The sequence below is a fragment of the Erythrobacter sp. S57(2025) genome, assembly GCF_057365055.1.
Genome location: NZ_CP200299.1, coordinates 1,878,602 through 1,898,736 on the forward strand (window position 1 = coordinate 1,878,602; position 20,135 = coordinate 1,898,736).

Annotated in this window: 19 protein-coding genes and 1 tRNA gene; 8 read left to right on the top strand and 12 right to left on the bottom strand. The window is 57.4% G+C overall.

Annotated features, from left to right (window positions below):
* Positions 1–56 precede the first annotated feature (56 nt).
* The 6 genes from AC0V6N_RS09100 to AC0V6N_RS09125 form a co-directional block, all read right to left on the bottom strand.
* Positions 57–1,259 carry a tyrosine-type recombinase/integrase gene (locus tag AC0V6N_RS09100; RefSeq protein ID WP_486171246.1) on the bottom strand — a complete coding sequence of 401 codons (1,203 nt, stop codon included), beginning with the start codon at positions 1,257–1,259 and terminating at the stop codon, positions 57–59.
* Positions 1,260–1,436: 177 nt separating this feature from the next.
* Positions 1,437–1,523 (bottom strand) — tRNA-Leu (locus tag AC0V6N_RS09105).
* A 150-nt stretch (positions 1,524–1,673) separates the two neighbouring features.
* Complete coding sequence (locus AC0V6N_RS09110; RefSeq protein ID WP_486171247.1) at positions 1,674–2,825, bottom strand: DNA methyltransferase; 1,152 nt, start codon at positions 2,823–2,825, stop codon at positions 1,674–1,676.
* A gap of 226 nt (positions 2,826–3,051) precedes the next feature.
* A complete protein-coding gene (locus tag AC0V6N_RS09115; RefSeq protein ID WP_486171248.1) occupies positions 3,052–3,744 on the bottom strand; it encodes a hypothetical protein in 693 nt (230 codons plus the stop codon).
* A gap of 67 nt (positions 3,745–3,811) precedes the next feature.
* Positions 3,812–4,735, bottom strand: a complete 924-nt coding sequence (locus AC0V6N_RS09120) for a calcium/sodium antiporter (RefSeq protein WP_486171249.1) — start codon at positions 4,733–4,735, stop codon at positions 3,812–3,814.
* Positions 4,736–4,760: 25 nt separating this feature from the next.
* A complete protein-coding gene (locus AC0V6N_RS09125; RefSeq protein WP_486171250.1) occupies positions 4,761–5,384 on the bottom strand; it encodes a ribonuclease HII in 624 nt (207 codons plus the stop codon).
* On the opposite strand from AC0V6N_RS09125, the gene AC0V6N_RS09130 reads away from it, so the two are divergent.
* The 6 genes from AC0V6N_RS09130 to AC0V6N_RS09155 all read left to right on the top strand — a co-directional run bounded on the left by AC0V6N_RS09130 (position 5,383) and on the right by AC0V6N_RS09155 (position 10,409).
* Positions 5,383–6,600 (top strand): PQQ-dependent sugar dehydrogenase, encoded by a 1,218-nt coding sequence (locus AC0V6N_RS09130; RefSeq protein WP_486171251.1) that lies wholly within the window; start codon positions 5,383–5,385, stop codon positions 6,598–6,600. The genes AC0V6N_RS09125 and AC0V6N_RS09130 overlap by 2 nt on opposite strands.
* Positions 6,601–6,692: 92 nt before the next feature.
* Positions 6,693–7,178, top strand: coding sequence for a GNAT family N-acetyltransferase (locus tag AC0V6N_RS09135; protein WP_486172457.1), 486 nt, complete (start codon positions 6,693–6,695; stop codon positions 7,176–7,178).
* Positions 7,179–7,222: 44 nt separating this feature from the next.
* On the top strand, positions 7,223–7,771 hold the full coding sequence (locus AC0V6N_RS09140) for a DUF1285 domain-containing protein (protein ID WP_486172458.1): 549 nt from the start codon (positions 7,223–7,225) through the stop codon (positions 7,769–7,771).
* A gap of 9 nt (positions 7,772–7,780) precedes the next feature.
* Positions 7,781–8,398, top strand: a complete 618-nt coding sequence (locus tag AC0V6N_RS09145; RefSeq protein WP_486171252.1) for a CoA pyrophosphatase — start codon at positions 7,781–7,783, stop codon at positions 8,396–8,398.
* A 40-nt stretch (positions 8,399–8,438) separates the two neighbouring features.
* Positions 8,439–9,617, top strand: a complete 1,179-nt coding sequence (locus tag AC0V6N_RS09150) for a CCA tRNA nucleotidyltransferase (RefSeq protein WP_486171253.1) — start codon at positions 8,439–8,441, stop codon at positions 9,615–9,617.
* A gap of 252 nt (positions 9,618–9,869) precedes the next feature.
* Positions 9,870–10,409, top strand: a complete 540-nt coding sequence (locus AC0V6N_RS09155; protein WP_486171254.1) for a hypothetical protein — start codon at positions 9,870–9,872, stop codon at positions 10,407–10,409.
* Between the two features lie 77 nt (positions 10,410–10,486).
* Here the strand turns inward: AC0V6N_RS09155 and parC are convergent, their stop codons facing one another.
* Entirely contained in the window at positions 10,487–12,781 is a 2,295-nt protein-coding gene (gene parC, locus AC0V6N_RS09160) for a DNA topoisomerase IV subunit A (RefSeq protein WP_486171255.1), read from the bottom strand.
* 312 nt (positions 12,782–13,093) lie between these two features.
* Between parC and AC0V6N_RS09165 the strand changes: the two genes are divergently transcribed.
* Complete coding sequence (locus AC0V6N_RS09165) at positions 13,094–14,200, top strand: hypothetical protein (RefSeq protein ID WP_486171256.1); 1,107 nt, start codon at positions 13,094–13,096, stop codon at positions 14,198–14,200.
* A 248-nt stretch (positions 14,201–14,448) separates the two neighbouring features.
* On the top strand, positions 14,449–15,330 hold the full coding sequence (locus AC0V6N_RS09170; protein ID WP_486171257.1) for a DUF4349 domain-containing protein: 882 nt from the start codon (positions 14,449–14,451) through the stop codon (positions 15,328–15,330).
* 68 nt (positions 15,331–15,398) lie between these two features.
* Here the strand turns inward: AC0V6N_RS09170 and AC0V6N_RS09175 are convergent, their stop codons facing one another.
* The 5 genes from AC0V6N_RS09175 to AC0V6N_RS09195 all read right to left on the bottom strand — a co-directional run bounded on the left by AC0V6N_RS09175 (position 15,399) and on the right by AC0V6N_RS09195 (position 20,008).
* Positions 15,399–16,634 (bottom strand): cyclic di-GMP phosphodiesterase, encoded by a 1,236-nt coding sequence (locus tag AC0V6N_RS09175; protein ID WP_486171258.1) that lies wholly within the window; start codon positions 16,632–16,634, stop codon positions 15,399–15,401.
* A 162-nt stretch (positions 16,635–16,796) separates the two neighbouring features.
* Positions 16,797–17,585 carry an ion transporter gene (locus AC0V6N_RS09180; protein ID WP_486171259.1) on the bottom strand — a complete coding sequence of 263 codons (789 nt, stop codon included), beginning with the start codon at positions 17,583–17,585 and terminating at the stop codon, positions 16,797–16,799.
* 31 nt (positions 17,586–17,616) lie between these two features.
* Positions 17,617–17,952: a 2Fe-2S iron-sulfur cluster-binding protein gene (locus AC0V6N_RS09185; RefSeq protein ID WP_486171260.1), complete on the bottom strand. Its 336-nt coding sequence runs from the start codon at positions 17,950–17,952 to the stop codon at positions 17,617–17,619.
* On the bottom strand, positions 17,943–19,022 hold the full coding sequence (locus AC0V6N_RS09190) for a cysteine desulfurase family protein (protein WP_486172459.1): 1,080 nt from the start codon (positions 19,020–19,022) through the stop codon (positions 17,943–17,945). Before AC0V6N_RS09190 ends, AC0V6N_RS09185 begins: the two co-directional genes overlap by 10 nt.
* Positions 19,019–20,008 (bottom strand): cysteine desulfurase family protein, encoded by a 990-nt coding sequence (locus AC0V6N_RS09195; RefSeq protein ID WP_486171261.1) that lies wholly within the window; start codon positions 20,006–20,008, stop codon positions 19,019–19,021. The genes AC0V6N_RS09190 and AC0V6N_RS09195 overlap by 4 nt, the downstream gene beginning before the upstream one ends.
* Positions 20,009–20,135: the final 127 nt, after the last annotated feature.

Consider the following 20,135-nt stretch of genomic DNA (forward strand, 5'->3'; position numbering starts at 1 on the left):
CGTAATAGCTGAATGTCTTGTATGAAAGCGCAAAGCTGCCCCATATCATTATACGATCAGCGGCTCGCTTGACGGTGTCGAAGCTCATCAAGATAGTCGCTCCACCATTGCGCCATCTTTACGCGTTCATCCCAGTAGTTCCCGCGATTGTAGACCCCTCGAATTGCGTTGCTATCTCCGTGAGCCAAAGCGCGCTCGATCGCGTCGGGGTGCCAAAGCCCGCTCTCGTTGAGCATGGTTGAGGCAGTTGAGCGCAGCCCATGGGCGGTCACTTCGTCTTTGGTGAACCCCATACGCCGAAATGCCGCGTTGATGGTATTCTCACTCATTGGGCGCTGGTTCGTATGGAACGCCGGGAAGATGTAACCCTTGCTGCCGGTAATCGATTTTAGCTCTCGGAACAGATCCAGCACTTGGCGAGATAGCGGCACCACATGGGTCCGGCGCGCCTTCATCTTGCCTTCCGGAATTGTCCAGGTGGCCTTGTCCCAATCAATCTCGTTCCACTCGCCGTGGCGAAGCTCACCGGGTCGCACAAAAACATGCGGTGCGATCTTCAGCGCGAACTTCGTCGCCGGGTAGCATTCGAAATCATCGATGGCGCGAAGAAGCCCGCCCAATTTCTCGGGCTCGAGGATCGCCGCGTAGTGCCGTGCCTTTGGCGTGACCAATGCGCCCTGTAGGATCGAGGTTGGATCGGTTTGGCACTGGCCAAGCGCGGCTCCGTACCGGAACACCCTGCTTGCAAAGGATCGGCATTTCTTGGCCGTTTCGAGATTGCCTTTGGCTTCGAGCTTCTTGAGCGCCGCCAGCATCAACTGCGGATCGACGTCGTTGATTGGCATATTCCCGATTGCGGGCTTGAGCAGTTCGAGGAACCAGCGCGCCTTGCGCAGCGTGGCCTCCGCCCTGCCTTCGGGCACCATCTTCTCGTCGATATACTTGTTGGCGATGACCTCGAAGGTGTTCTCCGCGCCTAGCTTGATCCTGGCCTTCTTCCGCTTCCGCTCCAGCATCGGATCGATGCCATCGGAAACCTTGAGCCGTGCCCGGTCGCGAAGCTGGCGCGCTTGCGACAAGCTGATCTCGGGGAACGCGCCGATGGGCAGCTTCTTTTCCTTCCCGCCGAAGCGGTACTTGAAATACCAGAGCTTGGAGCCGTTCGGCTTCACCAGCAGCAGCAGCCCCCGCGAGTTGTATTTCTTGTACGACTTGTCGGTGGCCCGGAAGCCTTTGATTTCCTGCACATTGAGGCTCATTTGGGGGCCTCGCTTTTGCGCAAGTTGGGGCCTTTTGAGCTGGAGCCCCCAGCTGAGGCCCCCAGAGACGTTGGAACAAAGCGGAACAAAACAAGACCTCTCTTTCTGCGCTAGAGGTCAAGAATGGCAGAATTCCGCCATTTCTGCAATGTTTTGGAACGTTCTGATGAGAACAAATGGTGCCCAGAAGAGGACTCGAACCTCCACGGGGTTGCCCCCACCGCCACCTGAAGACGGCGCGTCTACCAATTCCGCCATCTGGGCACGGAGTGGAGGCGCGCCATTAGGGTGAAGGGGCGATGGCTGTCAAGCGGCTTCGTGACCGCAAATCCGTCTTTGACTTTAGCATGACGCATCGACCGAGCATTCAGCGCTCTGCTCCTGCCCAAGCCGCACCCCAGAGCGCCCTCGCCCTTAGTCCTCGCTGGCGAGGCGGTAGAGGTCGCGCGCAGCGTCTACGGGCTTGATCTCGCCGCCATCTTCGTAGTGCCAGAAGGTCCAGCCATTGCAGCTGGGAGCGCCTTGGAGGTCTTTCCCAAGCCCATGGATTGAGCCGACCTGGCCGTTGCAATCAAGCGAGCCATCCGCGCGCACGATGGCTACCCAGCGGCGTTTCTTGTCGAATACTTGCGTGCCCGGCTTGATATAGCCGTTTTCGACAACAGCGCCGAAAGCAACGCGCGGGGCGCTCTTTTTTGACTGCATCGTGGTGAGCGCGCTTTCGTCCAAGGGCAGCTCTTTTTCGATGCGCTTCATTGCCACGCCGCGGTAAAAATCTTCGCGTTCACAGCCGATCCATGATCTCCCCAAACGCTTGGCAACTGCTCCGGTCGTGCCGGTGCCGAAGAACGGGTCGAGCACGACGTCGCCCTTCTCCGTTGTCGCCAGCAATACGCGGTAAAGCAGGCTTTCTGGCTTTTGCGTTGGATGCGCTTTCTTGCCGTTCTCTTTCAAGCGCTCACCGCCCGAACAAATTGGTAGCACCCAGTCAGAGCGCATTTGCAGCTCATCATTGAGCGTCTTCATCGCGCGATAATTGAATTGATAGCGCGCCTTTTCGCCTTGGCTCGCCCAGATCAAAGTCTCATGCGCATTGGTGAAGCGCGTGCCCTTGAAGTTCGGCATCGGATTCGTTTTGCGCCACACGACGTCATTCAGAATCCAGAAGCCGATATCCTGCAAGATCGCGCCGACGCGGAAAATGTTGTGATAGCTGCCGATGACCCAAAGCGATCCATCGGGCTTCAAGACGCGGCGCGCCTCGGTCAGCCATTCGCGGGTAAATTTGTCGTAGGCGCGAAAACTGTCGAATTGGTCCCAATGGTCGGTCACGGCATCGACTTCGCTGCCATCGGGGCGGTTCAAATCGCCGCCAAGCTGCAAATTATAAGGCGGGTCAGCGAACACACAATCGACGCTGTTATCAGGAAGCGAACGCATGGCTTCGATGCAGTCACCATCAAGGATTTGGCCCAATGGCAGAAGCGCGCGCACTTCTGCTTCGGACACTTTTGGTGCCTTTGCAGGTGCTTTTGCACGCAGCTTTTGTGTTTCCATCACGCCCATAATTTACGCCTCGAAGTGATACTGATCGCCAAACTTATCCACAGGGTGAGTCCTCAGCGGGCCCGCGTCAAGCGATTAGATTCTCGAGACTTATGGTTAATGCTTAGTAAACGACAGCAGGTAGGCTGTGGAACAAAACAAGGCCCCACAAGATGTTGAGTTTAGCGAAGTCCAGCGGACTCCAGATGGGGTGGGTGTGGCACGCAGGACTCAGCCCGGCGCTTGATTAGTACCAGCCGATATTTGTGCCGAAGACTTCTTTGTGACGCTCCCAAGCCTCTTCGCCGATGCACATTGAGCCCAGATAGTGCGACATCATGATCACTTTGCGCATTAGGTCTTGGTACGCTTCACCATAGGCATCAAGCTGATCGAGGCTTAGGCTTTGCTCGACTTGTGCTTTCTCCACCAAACCGGCGATTGGCGCGTGGGCCTCCTCCAGCAGTCGCTCAATCTCATCGATCAAACCATCGGGATAGGCGCCTGGATGAACCGGTAGGCCCAGAATAGCGCTGCTGTGCTCATCCTCAGCCAGCAGCATCTGGTTCCATGCGCCCGGCGCCCATAGCGCGCAGCGTTCTGCCAGCATTTCGCCAAAGCGGCCGTTCCACAATTCCCATGGCAACATCGCATAGGGCGCGACTTTTGCGCCGTCTGGCAGCTGCGCATTCACTTGGTCGATAAAGGTGCGCTGTTTGGCATACTCCTCTTCGAAACGCGCATTGGCGCTTTCCTGCGTGGGAGCTTGATTGATTTCGCTTTCAGGGTGGACGCCATTTTCGCGCAGCAGGTCGCCCGCTTCGGTGTCCCATATCTCGTCTGGCAGTTTTCGCTGCGGCACTTCGCTGACATGCGCCTCGCGCTCCGCGAGTGCACGTGCGTTGAGCGAGCGCCTTCTACCAAATGTTGGACGTTCCATACCCATTGTGTTTTCCCCGAACCTTGTTTTCGGGAAAGGCCAATACAATCAGCAATCTAAATTTGGGTTAAGCAAACACCAGCACCACGTTGGCGGCAAAGCCGGCCACCAGAATTGCGCCCAGCCCGCGGCCAATGCTCTTTGCGAACCATAGGAGCGCGAGCAGCCCAAGCGCGCTGGCCGTGAGCAGCGCCATTTGCAGGCCGGCCAACTCCACCGGAAGTGCGACGGGCGCGATGGTCATGGTCGTGCCCCCGATCAGCAAGATGTTATAGATGTTCGATCCCACGACATTGCCGAGCGCCAAGCCAGATTTACCGCGCAAAGCCGCCGCAATGGATGCTGCGAGTTCTGGCAGCGACGTACCCACAGCCACCACGGTCAGGCCGATCACCGTTTCTGGCACGCTAAAGATAGTCGCCAGCGAAATAGCTCCCGTCACCAGCGCATCACCGCCCGCAACCAATATGCCTAGTCCTACCACAAACAAGACGCCCGCAACCAATCCGTTCGAAGGTGCCTCGTCCAAATCATCTTCGGCTGATGCAGCACCTGGATTGCGGTAGCGCCACACAATGTAAATGAGGATCCCGGCGAGCAATGCGATGCCAACCCAGACCGCGCCCACTTGCGCTAGGGCAAGGCCCCACAGCGCAAGCGTGGCCACCAGCGCAACAACCGCGTCACGCCTGCCCGATCCGCTCAGCATAATCGGCATAACCAGCGCGCTCACACCCAGAATAAGCAGTGTGTTCGCAAGGTTTGACCCGACAATATTGCCCCATGCAATTTGCGGAGAGCCTGCAAGGCTGGCCTGAACGCTTGCCACCATTTCAGGCATGGAGGTCGCAAAGCCAACAATCACGAGGCCGGTAAACAGCGTTGAGACACCCAGCTTTTGCGCAATGCCAACCGCACCGCGCACTAGCAGTTCACCGCCAATGGCCAGACCGGCAAGGCCAGCCAAACTCAAAAGAATCGCATTCAACATCAGCGGCGCTTACGCGAGCGAGAGGTTAGAGCAAAGACGCTTGCGCAACGGGCGCAAAGCTTTGGCGGTGAAGAGAGGTAGGACCATGTTCGCGTAACGCGGCCATATGCTCCTTCGTTCCATATCCTTTGTTGCGTTCCCACCCATAATGCGGGTGAGCGCACGCCGCCTCGATCATAATGCGGTCGCGCCATTCCTTTGCGATGATGGAAGCTGCACCAATTGAAGGCTCAATGCCATCTCCGCCAACAATCGCACGGGCGGGCCAACGCCACTCAGCACAGCGGCGCTCCGGCGTTTTATTGCCATCAATCAGGACCATACCGGGCGCGGCGGACAATTGTACAGTCAGGTCACGCACACAGCGCGTCATCGCCTCCATCGTCGCCTGAAAGATATTGATCTGGTCGATCTCTGGCGCGTCGACCACGGCGACCGCCCATGCGCAGGTTTCGCGAATTTGTTCGTCGAGCACAGCGCGGCGTTTTGCAGAAAGCTTCTTGGAATCGCCTACGCCTGCGGGTACGCCCTCTCCCAACACGACGGCAGCGGCCACCACCGGTCCTGCCAACGGCCCTCGCCCAGCTTCATCGACCCCAATTACGATAGGCTTGGCACCAATTTGCAGATCAGGAGTTGCCTGAGACATGAACACTCTTTCCAAAACGACGCTCGCACTTTCCCTCCCAACCCTCGCTCTCGCAAGCTGCGCCAATGCAGAAGGTGGGGAAAGCGCGGCCGCAAATGCCGCCGCCTCTTCGGTTCAGACCAGCTTTGTGACCGAAGTCGAAGCGCTTTCTGCTGCGGATGAAGGACTGAGCGTCACGGAAATGGGCGAGTTCAACCGTCCTTGGGCGATTGAATTCGTTCCCGGTCGACCTGTCCTCGCGATCACCGAAAAAGAAGGCTCGATAAAGTTCTTACATACTCCAACGGGCGATATTGTTGAGCTGAGCGGCGTTCCTGAGGTCGCCTATGGTGGTCAGGGCGGGCTTGGCGACATTGTCTTTTTGGAGTCAGAATCTGAACGCGAAGACGGACGAACGATCTTCTTGAGCTGGGCAGAGTTTGGTGATGATGGCGAAACGCGCGGCGCAGTTGTTGGGCGCGGTTTTGTGCAATGCGAGGAGCCAAGAGGCAGTTGCGCCATCACAGACCTCAACGTGATTTGGCGTCAGGCTCCTAAAGTCGAAGGGCGCGGGCACTATTCGCATCGGATTTCTATCTCTGAAGACGAGCAGCACCTTTATATTGCAAGCGGCGACCGTCAGAAAATGACGCCTGCGCAAGACCTTTCCAACACGATCGGCACAATTGTGCGCGTCAACCTTGATGGGACGCCTGCCGAAGGAAACCCGTTTGCCGATCGGGGTGGCGTGACAGCCGAGATATGGTCTTACGGCCACCGAAACATTCTGGGAATGGACTGGGATGCCCAAGGTCGCCTGTGGGATGTGGAGCATGGCCCTGCTGGCGGCGATGAGCTCAATCTGGTCCAGCGCGAGGCCAATTATGGCTGGCCCACCCGCTCATATGGAGAGCACTATAACGGTGACCCCATTCCCGATCACAGCGAGGATGATGGCTTTGCAAAGCCTGCCGTGACCTGGACACCGGTAATCGCTCCCGGTGACATGATTTTCTATACCGGAAAAATGTTCGGTGCATGGGCAGGTGATGCCCTAATTGCAGGTCTTTCGAGCCAAGCGCTTGTCCGGGTTGAGATCGAGGGTGATGAAGCGCGCGAAGTCGCTCGCTATGAACTCGGCGGCCGCCTGCGTTCTGTCGCTCAAGGTCCAGATGGCAGCATCTGGGTCGCGGAAGACGGCGAAGCGGGTAGAATTCTTAAAGTGACTCCCGAGTAATTCTTGTTGGGCAGCGCCCTGCAAACACTCTAGGCGCGCTTCTTGTGACTGACACTGCCACTCTCATCCCGCTTGCCGCGGTTGCGCCTGACATGATTGAGGCGCTGCTGGACCGTGCCTTTGGCCCAGATCGGCACGCCCGCACTGCCTATCGCATTCGCTCCGGGATGGAGTGCCTCGACGCGCTCAGCTTTGCAGCGATTGATGAAGATGAGATGCTGGTTGGTACAATCCAGTGCTTTCCTATTGCCTTGATCGACAAAGAAGGCCGCCCCGTGCCACTGGTGATGGTGGGCCCGGTTGCGGTCGTGCCAGAGCGACAGGGCGAAGGCTTTGGCGTGGGACTGATGTCGGCAATGCTGGATGCAGAAAGACGCTTGGGCGAACAAGGCATGCCGCCGCTGGCTCAGGTGCTGATTGGTGATGCGGACTATTATGGTCGTTGGGGCTTTTCCGCCGCAGCAACCGGCGGATGGCGCTGCCCCGGCCCATATGAGGCGGATCGGTTGCTAGCGCGTGGCTCTGCCCTGTCTGCGATGCCGGCAGAAGGCATGTTGGCGCCGTGGGTTGGTGAATAATGACTTCTCAGGAACGCGATGCTCTGCCATCTCGTTCACCATCTATGCCGTATGAACCGCCACCCTACCTCGCCGAACTGACCCTTGCGCAAATTGCCGAACAAGTTGAGCAGCGAAAGCTTCCTCCGGTTGAAGGATGGGCGCCGCAGCAAATTGGCGAAAGCCATATGCGTATTGCAAGCGACGGCACTTGGTTTCACGAAGGCGATCCGATCCGCCGCCCGGCCATGGTGCGCGCCTTTTCCGGCCTGCTCACACGCGATGATGCGGGACAACACTGGCTCGTAACCCCATTTGAAAAGCTCAGCATCGAAGTGGACGATGCAGCTTTCGTCGCGGTGGATTGCGTTGAAAAGGAAGGCGACCTTGCGCTGCGCCTCAACACAGATGAGTTGGTTGTCGCAGGCCCCGACAATGCTCTGCGTGTGGCGGGAGATCCCGAAACCCCGGCAATCTATCTGCATGTGCGGCGGGGATTGGAGGCCCGGCTTAACCGCTCAACCTACGCCCAACTGGCCGAAATCGCGCTGGAGACGAGCGGCGACGATTGGATCGTGAGCAGCCAGGGCGCGCTGTTTTCCTTGAAGGTTTAAGCGGTAGGAATGAGCGATCTTTTTGAGCGCCTCAGCGCCGCATATAAAAAAGGCCATAAGCAGGATATTCCCGACCTGTTGAGCGATGCACATTTTGCAGGGACGGATACACCAACCCCCGCAGCCGTGCTGATCGCTGTCACAGATCGACCCGAACCCGGTGTCCTTCTTACCCAGCGCCCGCGCGGGATGCGCAGCCATCCAGGACAAGTCGCTTTTCCCGGTGGCAAACTTGATCCGGGCGAAGATGCCGTGACGGCCGCCGTGCGAGAGGCCGAGGAAGAGCTCGCCCTGCCCCGTGATCAAGTTCGCGTAATCGGCACCAGCGATCTCTACCAAACCGGCACCGGCTTTAGTGTGACCCCTGTGCTGGCCGTGGTCCCGCCCGACCTGCCGCTCACTCCCAATCCTGAAGAGGTGGAGGCATGGTTCGAAGCCCCGCTTGATCTGCTGCTTAATCCCGCCAATTGGACGTCCAATCAAACATTCTGGAAAGGCGCAATGCGGCATTATCTGGATATGGAATATGAGGGCTTTCGCATCTGGGGTGTGACCGCTGCAATCTTGTCGAACCTCACCCGGCGGATTGATATTACGTCAGTAATCAACCCCGCTGGTTCTGACTAAGCTTGCCGCGCAGCTCTGTTTTCCTATAGCGCTTACCGTAATGACCGATCCTCTCGCATCTGCTGAATGGCCCCGCCGCGAAGGGCTTTCCAAGCTGACCGCTGCGCTGGGTGCAGACGATATTCGCTGGGTCGGCGGCGCGGTGCGGGATACTCTGCTGGGGTTTGAGGTGCGCGATGTGGATTGCGCGACACTGCATGAGCCTGCACGCACGATTGACCTGTGCAGCAAAGCCGGCATTCGCACCGTCCCCACAGGCATTGATCACGGTACAGTGACTGCGGTGCTGGAGGATGGCCCGGTCGAGATCACCACTTTGCGCCGCGATGTTGCGACCGATGGTAGGCGTGCCACAATCGCCTTCGCCAAGGACTGGCGCGATGACGCTGCCCGTCGAGACTTCACGATCAATGCGCTCTACGCCCATCCCGAAACGCTCGAGATCTCAGACTATTTCGGCGGACTAGACGACCTCGCCGCCCGCCGCGTGCGGTTTATCGGCGATGCTAGACAGCGGATCGCAGAGGACCATTTGCGGATCCTGCGCTATTATCGCTTTCAGGCGCGCTTTGGAGCAGACCTCGACGCGCAAGCCGAAGAAGCCTGCGCCGACTTGGCCGAAACAATGAAGGGCCTGAGCCGCGAGCGTGTGTCGGGCGAACTGCTTCAATTGCTAAGCTTGGCGGACCCCGGTGCGACTGTTGAGCGGATGTTCAACCGGGCGGTGCTGCGCGTCATCTTGCCGGAAACAGCCCTTCGCCATGTCGAACAATTGCGCGAATTGATCGAGCGCGAACAGGCACAAGAGATCGCGCCGTCTGCAATTCGCCGGCTTGCAACGCTGCTCCCGCCCTCACCTGATGTCGCCCAAGGCGTTGCCGCACGTCTCCGCCTATCCAGAGCGCAACGCGCACGGCTGATCTCCGCTTCAGAGCGACTGGGTCACGACACCACAAACCCCCAAGCCCTCGCCTATGAACTCGGCTGCGAATTTGCGACCGACCGGCTGTTGCTGATGGGAGAGGACGCGCGCTCTATCGCCGAATGGCAGCGACCCAAATTTCCGCTCAGAGGCGGCGCAATTGTCGCACGCGGCGTTGACGCAGGGCCGCAAGTTGCGCGAATTATGCAAGCAGTGGAACGGCGCTGGGTCGAAGAAGGCTTTCCCGATGAAGCACGCATTGATGCTCTGTTAAACGAAGAGCTGGCCAAAGGCTGAGACAGCTTAAGAGCACAACAGGACGTTAAGCCGTGCTTCAGGCCCAAACTGCAAATAAGAGACCAACAAGCCATCGGCTTGCTTCACGCCCCCCATATCCTTAGGGAGCACCCTCGCGCATTTTGGCCTCCCCCTGATGCGCATACATTCTGCCCACGCAATCTTTACCGTTTGTGTCGATTTATCCCGATCGCACTGTTGGATCATTGCGGCCCACGGCAGAGACTGAATTTAAACTGGAGAGAATTGAATATGAATTTCGCTAAGCTTGCCCTGACGACCACTGCTCTTGCCCTTACCCCCTTTGCCGCCAGCGCGCAGGACGTTGGATCGACTGTTTTCGGCAACGATGATGCCCCTGTAGGCACCGTAACCGCCAATGATGGCACGACCGTCACAATCGACACCGGCAAACACATGGCTCCGCTGCCCGCCAACCTTTTGGCAGAGCGCGAAATTGGCTGGACGATCAATGCAACACAGGCGCAAGTGAACCAGTTGATGGATCAACAAGTCGCACAAGCCGCCGCCAATGCAGAAGCACAGGCCGCCGCCGAAGCGGAAGCCGCCGCCAAGCTTGATGCCGCTCTCACTGTCGGCACCCCCGTCGTCACCGCAGACGCGCAGCCGCTGGGCACGATCAGCCAGCTGATCGATGCGAATGTTGTTGTCACCAATGAAGAAGTTGGTCTCGTCACTCTGCCACGCGAATTCTTTTCGCTGGACGCAGCAGACCAACTGGTCGCGCGCGCGAGCCTTGCCGACATCATGGCGGCCGTTCAGGGCGGCTAACCCCCTCCATAAAAGCACAGCAAAAAAGCCGCGATCTTCTAGCATGAGGATCGCGGCTTTTTCGTATTTAGGTGAGATTAGTCGAAGCGGTTATTTTTGGGGAAGCCTTGAGGCGGCAAACGCCCCGCGGCACCGCGCGCGACTTTCCATTGCCATATGTCATTCTCAGTCCGGGTGCGCTCGCCTGAACCACCCATTTGCCAGCTAAGCCCATCATCGAGGGTGAAGGTGATCGCATCTGACAGGCCACCATCACGGTACCGTTGCAGCATCACACCTTGGCCGCGCGCCATCACTGGCATCTCTTCAAGGTTGAAGACGATTAGCTTGCGATTCTCACCAACGGCAGCAATGTGATTGTGCCCTTCGCCGACTTCTCGAATGACCTGGAGCTTGGCATCGCCCTTCAAATTGACGACCTGCTTGCCCTTTTTGGTTTCAGCAACCAGCTCTGCTGTTTCAGCGATAAAGCCCTTGCCGTTGCTTGAGGCGAGCAGCAGCTTGCCGCCTTCTTTGTGCACCAACATCTTTGCAACGGAGGTTTCCGCTGGCAGTTCGATCATGGAACGCACCGGTTCGCCAAAACCGCGTGCGCCGGGCAATTTATCGCAGCCGACTGTGTAGAACCGCCCGTCAGAGCCTGCGATAAGCAATTTGTCGGTGGTTTGCGCATGGACGATATCGAACAGCGCGTCGCCTTCTTTGTATTTGAACTCCTGCGTCAGATCGACATGGCCTTTGGCGGCTCTGATCCAGCCTTTTTGAGAAAGGATGACCGTAACAGGCTCTTTCTCGATCATCGCATCCATTGAAAACTCAACCGCAGGGGCTGCTTCTTCAATCTTGGTGCGACGCGCCCCCAATGCGGTGTCTTCAGCGTAATCCTTGCGCAGTGTCCGCAGGTCTTTCTTCAGACGCGTGCGTTGGCGGGCCGGGCTTTCGAGAAGTTTTTGCAACTCGTCCTGTTCGGCCAGAAGCTTGTCCTTCTCATCGCGCAGCTGCATCTCTTCGAGCTTACGCAACGACCGCAGGCGCATGTTGAGGATGGCTTCGGCCTGACGATCGGTGAGTTTGAACTCAGCCATCATCACGGACTTCGGCTCATCCTCATAGCGGATGATCTCGATCACCCGGTCAAGGTTGAGGAAGGCGATGATATAGCCTTCGACCAACTCCAGCCGTGCGGCGATTTGGTCAAGCCGGTGCTGTGTGCGGCGTTGCAGGATCTCGATCTGGGCTGCGGTCCAATTTTGGAGCAGCTCCTTAATCCCCATCACCATCGGCGTGCGGGTCGCATCGAGCACATTCAGGTTGAGCCCGAAGCGCGTTTCCATGTCTGTGAGCTTGAAAATGCTCTCTTTGAGCAATTCTGGATCGACATTGCGGCTGCGCGGGACGAGCACGATGCGGATGCTCTCATCACTTTCATCGCGCACGTCTTCGAGGATCGGTAGCTTCTTATCGGCAATCGCTTGCGCGATCTGTTCGATCAGCTTGCCCTTAGCCACTTGATAGGGGATTTCGGTGATGACGAGCTGCCATTGCCCCCCGCCCAGCCGCTCAATCCCAGCTTGCTGATCTTCGGCCTTATCCGCTTCGGGAGCGTGGAATACACCGCGCAGACGGAAACTCCCACGGCCCGTTCGATACGCCTCTGAGATCACCTCAGCGCTGTCGACCAACTGGCCGCCAGTGGCGAAGTCCGGTCCCTGCATCAGCTCCATCAATCGCTCATGCTCGACATGCGGGTTATCGATCAGCTCTAGCGTTGCATCAATCACCTCGGCCACGTTGTGCGAGGGGATATTGGTCGCCATGCCGACCGCAATCCCGCTTGCCCCATTGCCGAGCAGATTAGGAAACAGGCCCGGCATGAGCTCAGGCTCTTGCTCTTCACCATTATAGGTCGGGATGAAGTCGACCGTGCCGGCGTCCAGCCCTTCCATAAGCTGCATCGCGGTCTTGGTCAGGCGCGCTTCGGTGTAGCGGTAAGCGGCAGCGTTATCGCCGTCGATATTACCAAAGTTCCCCTGCCCTTCGACCAAAGGATAACGCAGCGAGAAATCCTGCGCGAGCCGTACCATCGCATCATAGGCGGCGGTGTCGCCATGCGGGTGGTATTTGCCAATCACCTCACCCACGACACGCGCCGATTTCTTGAACCCGCTGGACGGATCAAGTTTCAACTGCCGCATCGTCCAAAGCAGACGCCGGTGAACAGGCTTCAACCCATCGCGCAGGTCCGGCAGCGAACGCGCGGTAATCGTTGAGAGCGCATAGACAAGATAACGCTCTGACAAAGCGGCATCAAAGGGCGCATCGACAATCGCGTCAAACGGATCAGAATCGTCGGTATTAGTCGGATCAACCATCGCATCGGCTTAGCAACGCTTTCCCAGCACAGGGAGTGCAGTTTCCACAGGGAATAGGTGCAAATTGACCCTCATGCCCAACTATAACGAACATGGAGCGTGCCGAAGGTGTTGCACCTTGAAACAACGCCGGAATCTTGGTTGCTAGATCGTTAACGCGTGCTACGCTTATTGCCAGAAGTCGCACCGAGTCGCGGACAACGGCATACAATAAATGTCGGCCCGCATTGGCAATACCTGAAGGGGGATCAGGTTGTGCGCTATGCGCTTTCAGCAATTCGCCTTGGGTGTTTGATCACAAGGTGAAAATCAATGAAGAATGCAATTACTATAACGGCATCGCTTATCGCGTTAGCCATGGCTGCGCCTGCCGCAGCGCAATCCAATGACAGCACTATCACGCAAACGGGCGATGATAACGCCGCGACAGTCAGCCAAACCGGCACGCTGGACACGTCAATTATCGACCAAACCCAGTCTGACAACACTGCGAATGTCTCACAAACAGGTGAAGGCAGCACTTCGGATATCGTTCAGTCGGGGACGCAAGGTCTGATCTTTGTCGATCAAGATGGCTTGCAACAGACGTCAACGATTTTGCAGACTTCTGCAGTGACAGCGCCCGGCGTTCAGGCCGGTATTGATGTGATCCAGACCGGATCGCTCAACACCTCCACCGTCACGCAGTTTGGCATGTACAGTGATACGTCGCTGCCAACCACGCTGAATGGTGGCCGCCTGCCTAACATCTCACCAGGAACGGTGGTGAACCAAGGCGGATCGGGCAATATCGTCAATATTGACCAAGGCGGCTTCGACAATTTCGCGTCGGCCATTCAGAACGGCAACAACAACGAAGTGGGCTTGCTTCAAACCGGCGATAGTTCGCTTCCCGCGTTCAGGCAGACCGGTGATGATAACACGTCATTCGGCGTCAATTCGGCCATCAATGATGCAGTGAATGTCGCTTTCATCATTCAGGTCGGCAATAGCAACGCATCAAACTTCTTGCAGAACGGAACTACAACTGGAGGCACGCAATTCCAGCAGAACCTCACCGTTCAGCAGATCGGCGACATGAACGTCTCTGACGTCACGATGTCCGGCAATAACGATATCACTGCCGTGGGTCAGTTTGGATCTGAGAACCAATCCACCACGCTTCAAAATGCAGGCGGCGATGGCAATTTCATCAGCTCAAACCAGTCCGGCAATCTTGGTATGTCCGAGATTACTCAGACTGGCACGTTTAACAGTGCGATTTTGAACCAAGGCGGCGATAGCAACATCTCGACTATCGTGCAGGACGGCAATTCCAACTCTGCCAATGTATCGCAGGGCGGAATGGGCAATGTATCGGGTGTGACGCAGACCGGCGATGGAAACAGCGCTACTGTGAGCCAGAATGTCGGGCCATAATCGCCTGAATTAAGGCACGCGCTGAGCAAAGCGCGTCACAATTGAATGAACTGAGACAGGGGGCCATGCGCCCCCTGTTTTCGTATCCATCTGATAAATATGAAGATTTCAATCAATTGCGGAGCCCGCAAATTTCCCACTTGAAATGTGGCTAAATAAAGGCATCATTATGGCGAGAATAAGGCGAAACCCGAAAACCCCGCCCTATTCTTCCTCTCAAGAGAGGCCCCGCAATAGAGGAGTATGTGATGGTCAAGAAGTCTATTTTGGTCGGCGGCGCTGTGCTCGCCCTTGCCGCTTGCAGCGAAGCAAGCGATGGTACTTATGATGACACGTCCTATGAAAGCGTGACGGCCGCTGATGCGCAAGGCGCAGCCGAAATTGCCGCCGACGTCGAAGCAATCCCAGAACTTGGCGACATTCCCGTAAGTATGCCGCAACTGGCTTACACTTATGACTATCGCTGGCGCCTGCCTTCGGACGAGATCGGCTCTCTTCAGCGGCGCCATGCAAGCCTGTGCGAACAGCAAGGGCCAACATCCTGTCAAATCTTGGGAATGAGCAAGTCCGGCGAAGAGGCGGACAATGTGACCGGCATCTTGCAAATGGCCGTGGCGAGCAGGCAGGCACGCGCCTTTGGTGCTTTGCTCGAAGACGAAGCGCAAGATGCTGGCGCTGAGCAAGTCGCTGCCGAGATTGCCTCTGAGGAATTGTCAAAGCAATTGGTTGATACCGAAGCACGCCTGCGTGCCCGCACTGAACTGCGCGACCGCCTTTTAGAGGTGCTCGAAACACGCAAAGGCACTGTGGAAGAACTGGTCGAGGCCGAGCGCAGCGTTGCCCGCGTCAATGAAGAGATCGACCAAGCGCGCAGCTGGCTGAATGAGATGCAGGGCCGGGTTGCTTATTCTCGTGTGACCGTGCGGTATGAAACCGGCGTTCCGATCACCAATGACTTCATGACGCCTGTTCAAAGCGCGCTCGGATCGCTGGGCTCTATAATGGGCTACCTTGTCGCGTTGCTGATCCTTATCGGTTCGGTGGTTCTGCCGATCGGCGGCATCATCTGGGGCGTGCGAAGTGCGAGCCGCCGTTTCGCAACAAAACCGGAAGCCGAGGCGGCGGGCTAATTGAGCCAAATTGCGAAAATGGAGGGTCGCGATGCGCTCCGGCGTCCGCGGCCCTCTTGCCAAGCCGACTAAGCGTCCGTCAGCCGGGCCATTACCCCATCCCAATCGAGCATCGGCCAATCCGCGGGATCTTCAATACCCAGAATGCGAAGGTCATCGCCTTCAGTGTCGGCAATCTCAAGGCGATTGGGCTCAATCCAATCACCTGTCTCAATCGAGAAGAACTCAGTCACAGGCACGATTTGACGGGCTGGATTGTGCGCCAAGGTCAGGGCGAGATTTTGATTGGACAGCCGCACAAGCAAACCTTCGGCGTAGATGTGCAGCACAATCATCAGATCAAGGATAAGTGAGCGATCAAACTGCCCGTTCCACCCCCACATTTTTGTCAGCGCCTTTTGCGCAGACCACGCCTCTTTATAGGCACGCTGCGATGTTAGCGCGTCAAACACATCGCACACCGCGCCAAGGCGAGCAGCAAACGAAATCTCGCCGCCCTTCAATCCTTTCGGATACCCTTTACCGTCTACCCTCTCATGGTGATGCAGGCACACGTCAAGCGCGGTGTCAGTGACGCCGGGCGATCCTGACAGAAGATTGAAACCGTGCGTTGGATGGTTTGCAACTTCGGCGAATTCGGGCTCAGTCAAACTGCCGGGTTTGTTCAATAGCTCATCAGCCACACCGATCTTTCCAATGTCGTGCAACAGCCCTGCCATTCCCAGGTCGCGCACCTCCTGTTCGTTCAACCCATGATACCGGGCGATAGTGATCATCAGCGCGCATACGGCCACGGAATGCGCGTATGTGTAATCGTCTTTGTTTTTGAGCCGGGTCACGCTGAGAACGGTCTTGGCGTCTTCAGTGACCGCATGAACAATATCGCCAAGCACCCGCTCAACATTCGCGCTGTCCACTGCCCAGCCCATCTTCATCTCGCTGAAAACACTGCGCATCGTATTCATGGAACGCTGCGTGATCATCGTCGCACGGTACCGCGCAATTGTGGCAGGATCGCTGGATGTGAGGGGGCGGTAGGTCGGCTTTCGCGGTTTGCTCGCGGGACGATTGGCTTGGGCCCCATCTTTGTCGGCCCCCACCATTTCGCACTGGGGGACGGCGCTAACGCCAAGCGCTTCGTTGATCAGCACATAGTCTATGCTCGATTGACGCACGCGATTGAGCTCAGCGCTCGTCTCAATCTTGAAATTTCGTCGCCAAAACGGATGGTCGAACCACGAACCGCCAAAGCCAACGATATGCATGCCGATTTCAACATCTGAGCTGTCGATTTTTCGAAGCATGTGTAGGGGATCTCGGCAAACAGATGAACGATTGACTGCGAACACCTGCAATGGCCCATCGCGCGTGAAGGAGCCGGAAATCACCTAAGCGGGAATGCACGTAGTGGCGGGGTCACACCTCATTTACCCTATGAGCGACTTCCCTTGAAAAGTTGCGGCCTATCAGCCTTTGAGGTCCCCGGAGGTGCCGGAACGCAGTGCCGCGACATCTTCCCGCAACGCTTTGAGCTGGTCGAGGATTTCCTCACGCTCGCCATGCGCCTCTTCATCAGTTGCCTCAGACATGGCGTTCACGATCACACCGATAAAGAGGTTCAAAACGATGAAACTGGTCATCAGAATGAACGGAACGAAGAACGCCCAAGCGTAAGGGTATTCCTCCATCACCGGGCGCACGATGCCCATCGACCAGCTTTCCAGCGTCATGATCTGGAACAGCGAATAGAGCGATGCGCCAAGGTTTCCGAACCATTCAGGAAAGCTCTCCCCAAACAGCTTCGTCGCCATCACTGCGCTGATATAGAACAGCAGCAATAGCATCACGATCACCGTCCCAATGCTTGGGATCGCGCGGAATAGCCCGACGATGACGCGGCGCATGCTGGGCACGACTGAGATCAATCGCAATGCGCGCAGGATACGCAGCGCACGCAGGACAGAGAATTGCTGGCTAGCCGGGACCAGCGCCACGCCGACGATCACCAGATCAAAGATGTTCCAGCCATTTTTGAAAAATGCGAGCCGGTAGGCGAAGAACTTGATCAGCAACTCCGCCACGAAAATGGACAGCGCCACCGTGTCGAGCCAAGTGACCACCCCGCCAATACGGTCCATCGCCCAAGGTGAGGTTTCAACCCCCAGCCCAATCGCATTGATGACGATAACGGTGATTATGAAGCGTTCGAACCCAGTGGATTCCACCAGCGCCTGCGCGCGTGCCTGAAGTGTCATAGCCTTGAAATACGTCCCTCAAATGCGCCCATTACATCTTTCGGGCATCGTGGCTTTCGCCCGGTATACTGACGGTTAGCCCGTCCAATTCTTGTTTTAGATCGATTTGGCAAGACAGACGAGAAGTGCGGCGCGCGCCGGCTGCAAAATCGAGCATGTCTTCTTCTTCCTCACTCGCTTCGGTGAGCTTTTCAAACCAGTTAGCTGCAACAATCACATGGCAGGTGGAGCATGCCATTTGCCCTTCACACGTCCCTTCGAGAGGGAGGCCCGCTGCTTGACCGACCCTGAGGAGATTGTCGCCGACTTGCGCTTCACAGGCGACCTCTTCGCCTTTGGGATCAACAAACGTGACCTTTAGCCCCACTGCTCTTGCTCCTTAGCCGCTGTCAGAATTGCGCCGATTGCTGTTTCGAGGTCGTCCATAGAGGTATAGCGCCCCCAGCCAAGCCTAATTGAACTCTTGGCCTCTGCATCACTCAGGCCAATGGCCTTGAGGACGTGGCTTGGCCGGCCCGAGCCGCTCGCGCAGGCGCTTCCGGCAGAAAACATCACATTGCGGCAATCAGACATCAGGCGCGCGACATCGACGCCTTCCTTTCGGATATTCATATTGCCGAGCCAACGCGCATCTTTGCTGCCATTGAGAGCCCAGCCATCAAACATATCGCGGGCTTTCGCGAAGAGCTGGCCAGCATGTTCGGCGTCTTGATCCATTCGCTCCTTGGCCAGCGCAGCAGCCGCGCCGAAGCCGGCTATAAGGGCGGGCGACAAGGTGCCCGATCGCACGCCTTCTTGCGAGCCGCCTGTTTGCTGCTCAACAAGGTCCACGCCATCGCGCACCCACAAAGCGCCAATGCCTTTGGGCCCGTGAAACTTATGAGCGGATATGGCGATCATGTCAGCCAAAGCGACAGGCACTTTGCCATAGGCTTGGACGGCATCGACCACGAACAATGCATTGGCTTGTTTGGCGCGGCGGTGCCAGTCGATGAAGGGCTGGATGACACCGATCTCATTGTTGACCTGCATCACGGCTACTAGCCGAGTTCTCTGGGGCAAATCTTGTTCGGGGTCACAAATGCCGTCTTCGTTCACGCCAAGGATGTGATGCGCGCCCGCAGCTTTGGCTGTGTCTCCCACCGCAGAATGCTCAATGGCTGAGACTGCGACCTTTCCACTGCCGCTCGTCCCCCGGATCGCAAGGTTGAGCGCCTCCGTCGCGCCACTCGTAAAAATCACTGTGCCACCGGGAGGGAAAAGCGCCGCAACCTTATCGCGCGCTGCCTCAATTGCGGCAGCCGCTTGCCGTCCCATGCGATGCGGGGAATGCGGATTGCCAAATCCCGTGCCATCCGGCCCGTCGAGCCACTTTAGCATCGCATCGCGCGCCTCGGGCGCAAGCGGGGTAGTGGATTGATAATCGAGGTAGATCATAGGAGCGATTTCCAAGCCTCGGCAAACTGCTCCAACTCATCAGGAGTAGTGCTCCAGCCGATGCTCACACGAATGGTGCGCGCCGCGACTTCATCTGAGACACCGAAAGCATCCAGAACACGGCTTTTCTTGAGCGTGCCCGAAGAGCACGCGCTGCCGGCGGACACCGCAAATCCCATCGCGTCGAGGCGGATGAGGAGGGCTTGGGCGCTCATAGTGGGGTGAGAGAGTGCGAAAATGTAGTCGGTCGCATCGCCAATGGTCAGTCGTGCATCACCGATGGACGTTGCGAACTCCGCGCGATCCGAAGCGCTGGTCGCCCAATCGCCTGCTTCGAGCGCCGCCGCCATTCCCATCGCGGCAGGGACGTTTTCGGTGCCCTGCCGATAGCCACGCTCATGCGCTCCGATAGGCTCCAACAGATTGAAATCACGCACCAGCAACACGCCGATGCCAATCGGTCCGCCAAACTTGTGAGCAGATAGAACCAGCATATCAGCATCCGGCAGATCGAGCTTTCCCGCACTCTGCGCACAATCGGACAATAGCAAAGCCCCCGCCTCTTGGATCGTCGCCGCCATCTGAGCCACCGGGTTGATCGTGCCCGTTTCTGAATTGACATGCTGGAGAGCAAGCAATGCACCTTCCCCAAATTGCGTATCATCCGTTACGATCTGAGCATCAGGAGCAGCCCGAAACACCGCATCGTGCTCCACCGCACTGACGATCCGCCGCTCCACCTTGGCACGGTTCAGCGCGATCCAAAGCGCCTCGCTTGCGCCGCTCGTAAATATCACCTCTCCATTCCAGCCAAGCGCCCGCTTGATCCGGTCGCGCGCATCCTCAAGCGCTTGTTTCGCCTTGCGACCTTCTGCATGCGGCGAAGACGGGTTGGCCCATAGCGCAAAGCCTTCCTCCATCGCGGCGCGCGCTTCGGGGCGCAGAGGCGATGTGGCGGCATGATCGAGGTAGATGCGGTGCTTCAAGAGAGCCTTATTGAGAACGATTCTTAAAAAATTGCACAACGGCAATCATGCGTCTATAGGGCGCGCAATCGCCGGTGTCAGCCGACACTTTCGCGCCATTCCGCCGCTAAGGCAATCATACAGGATC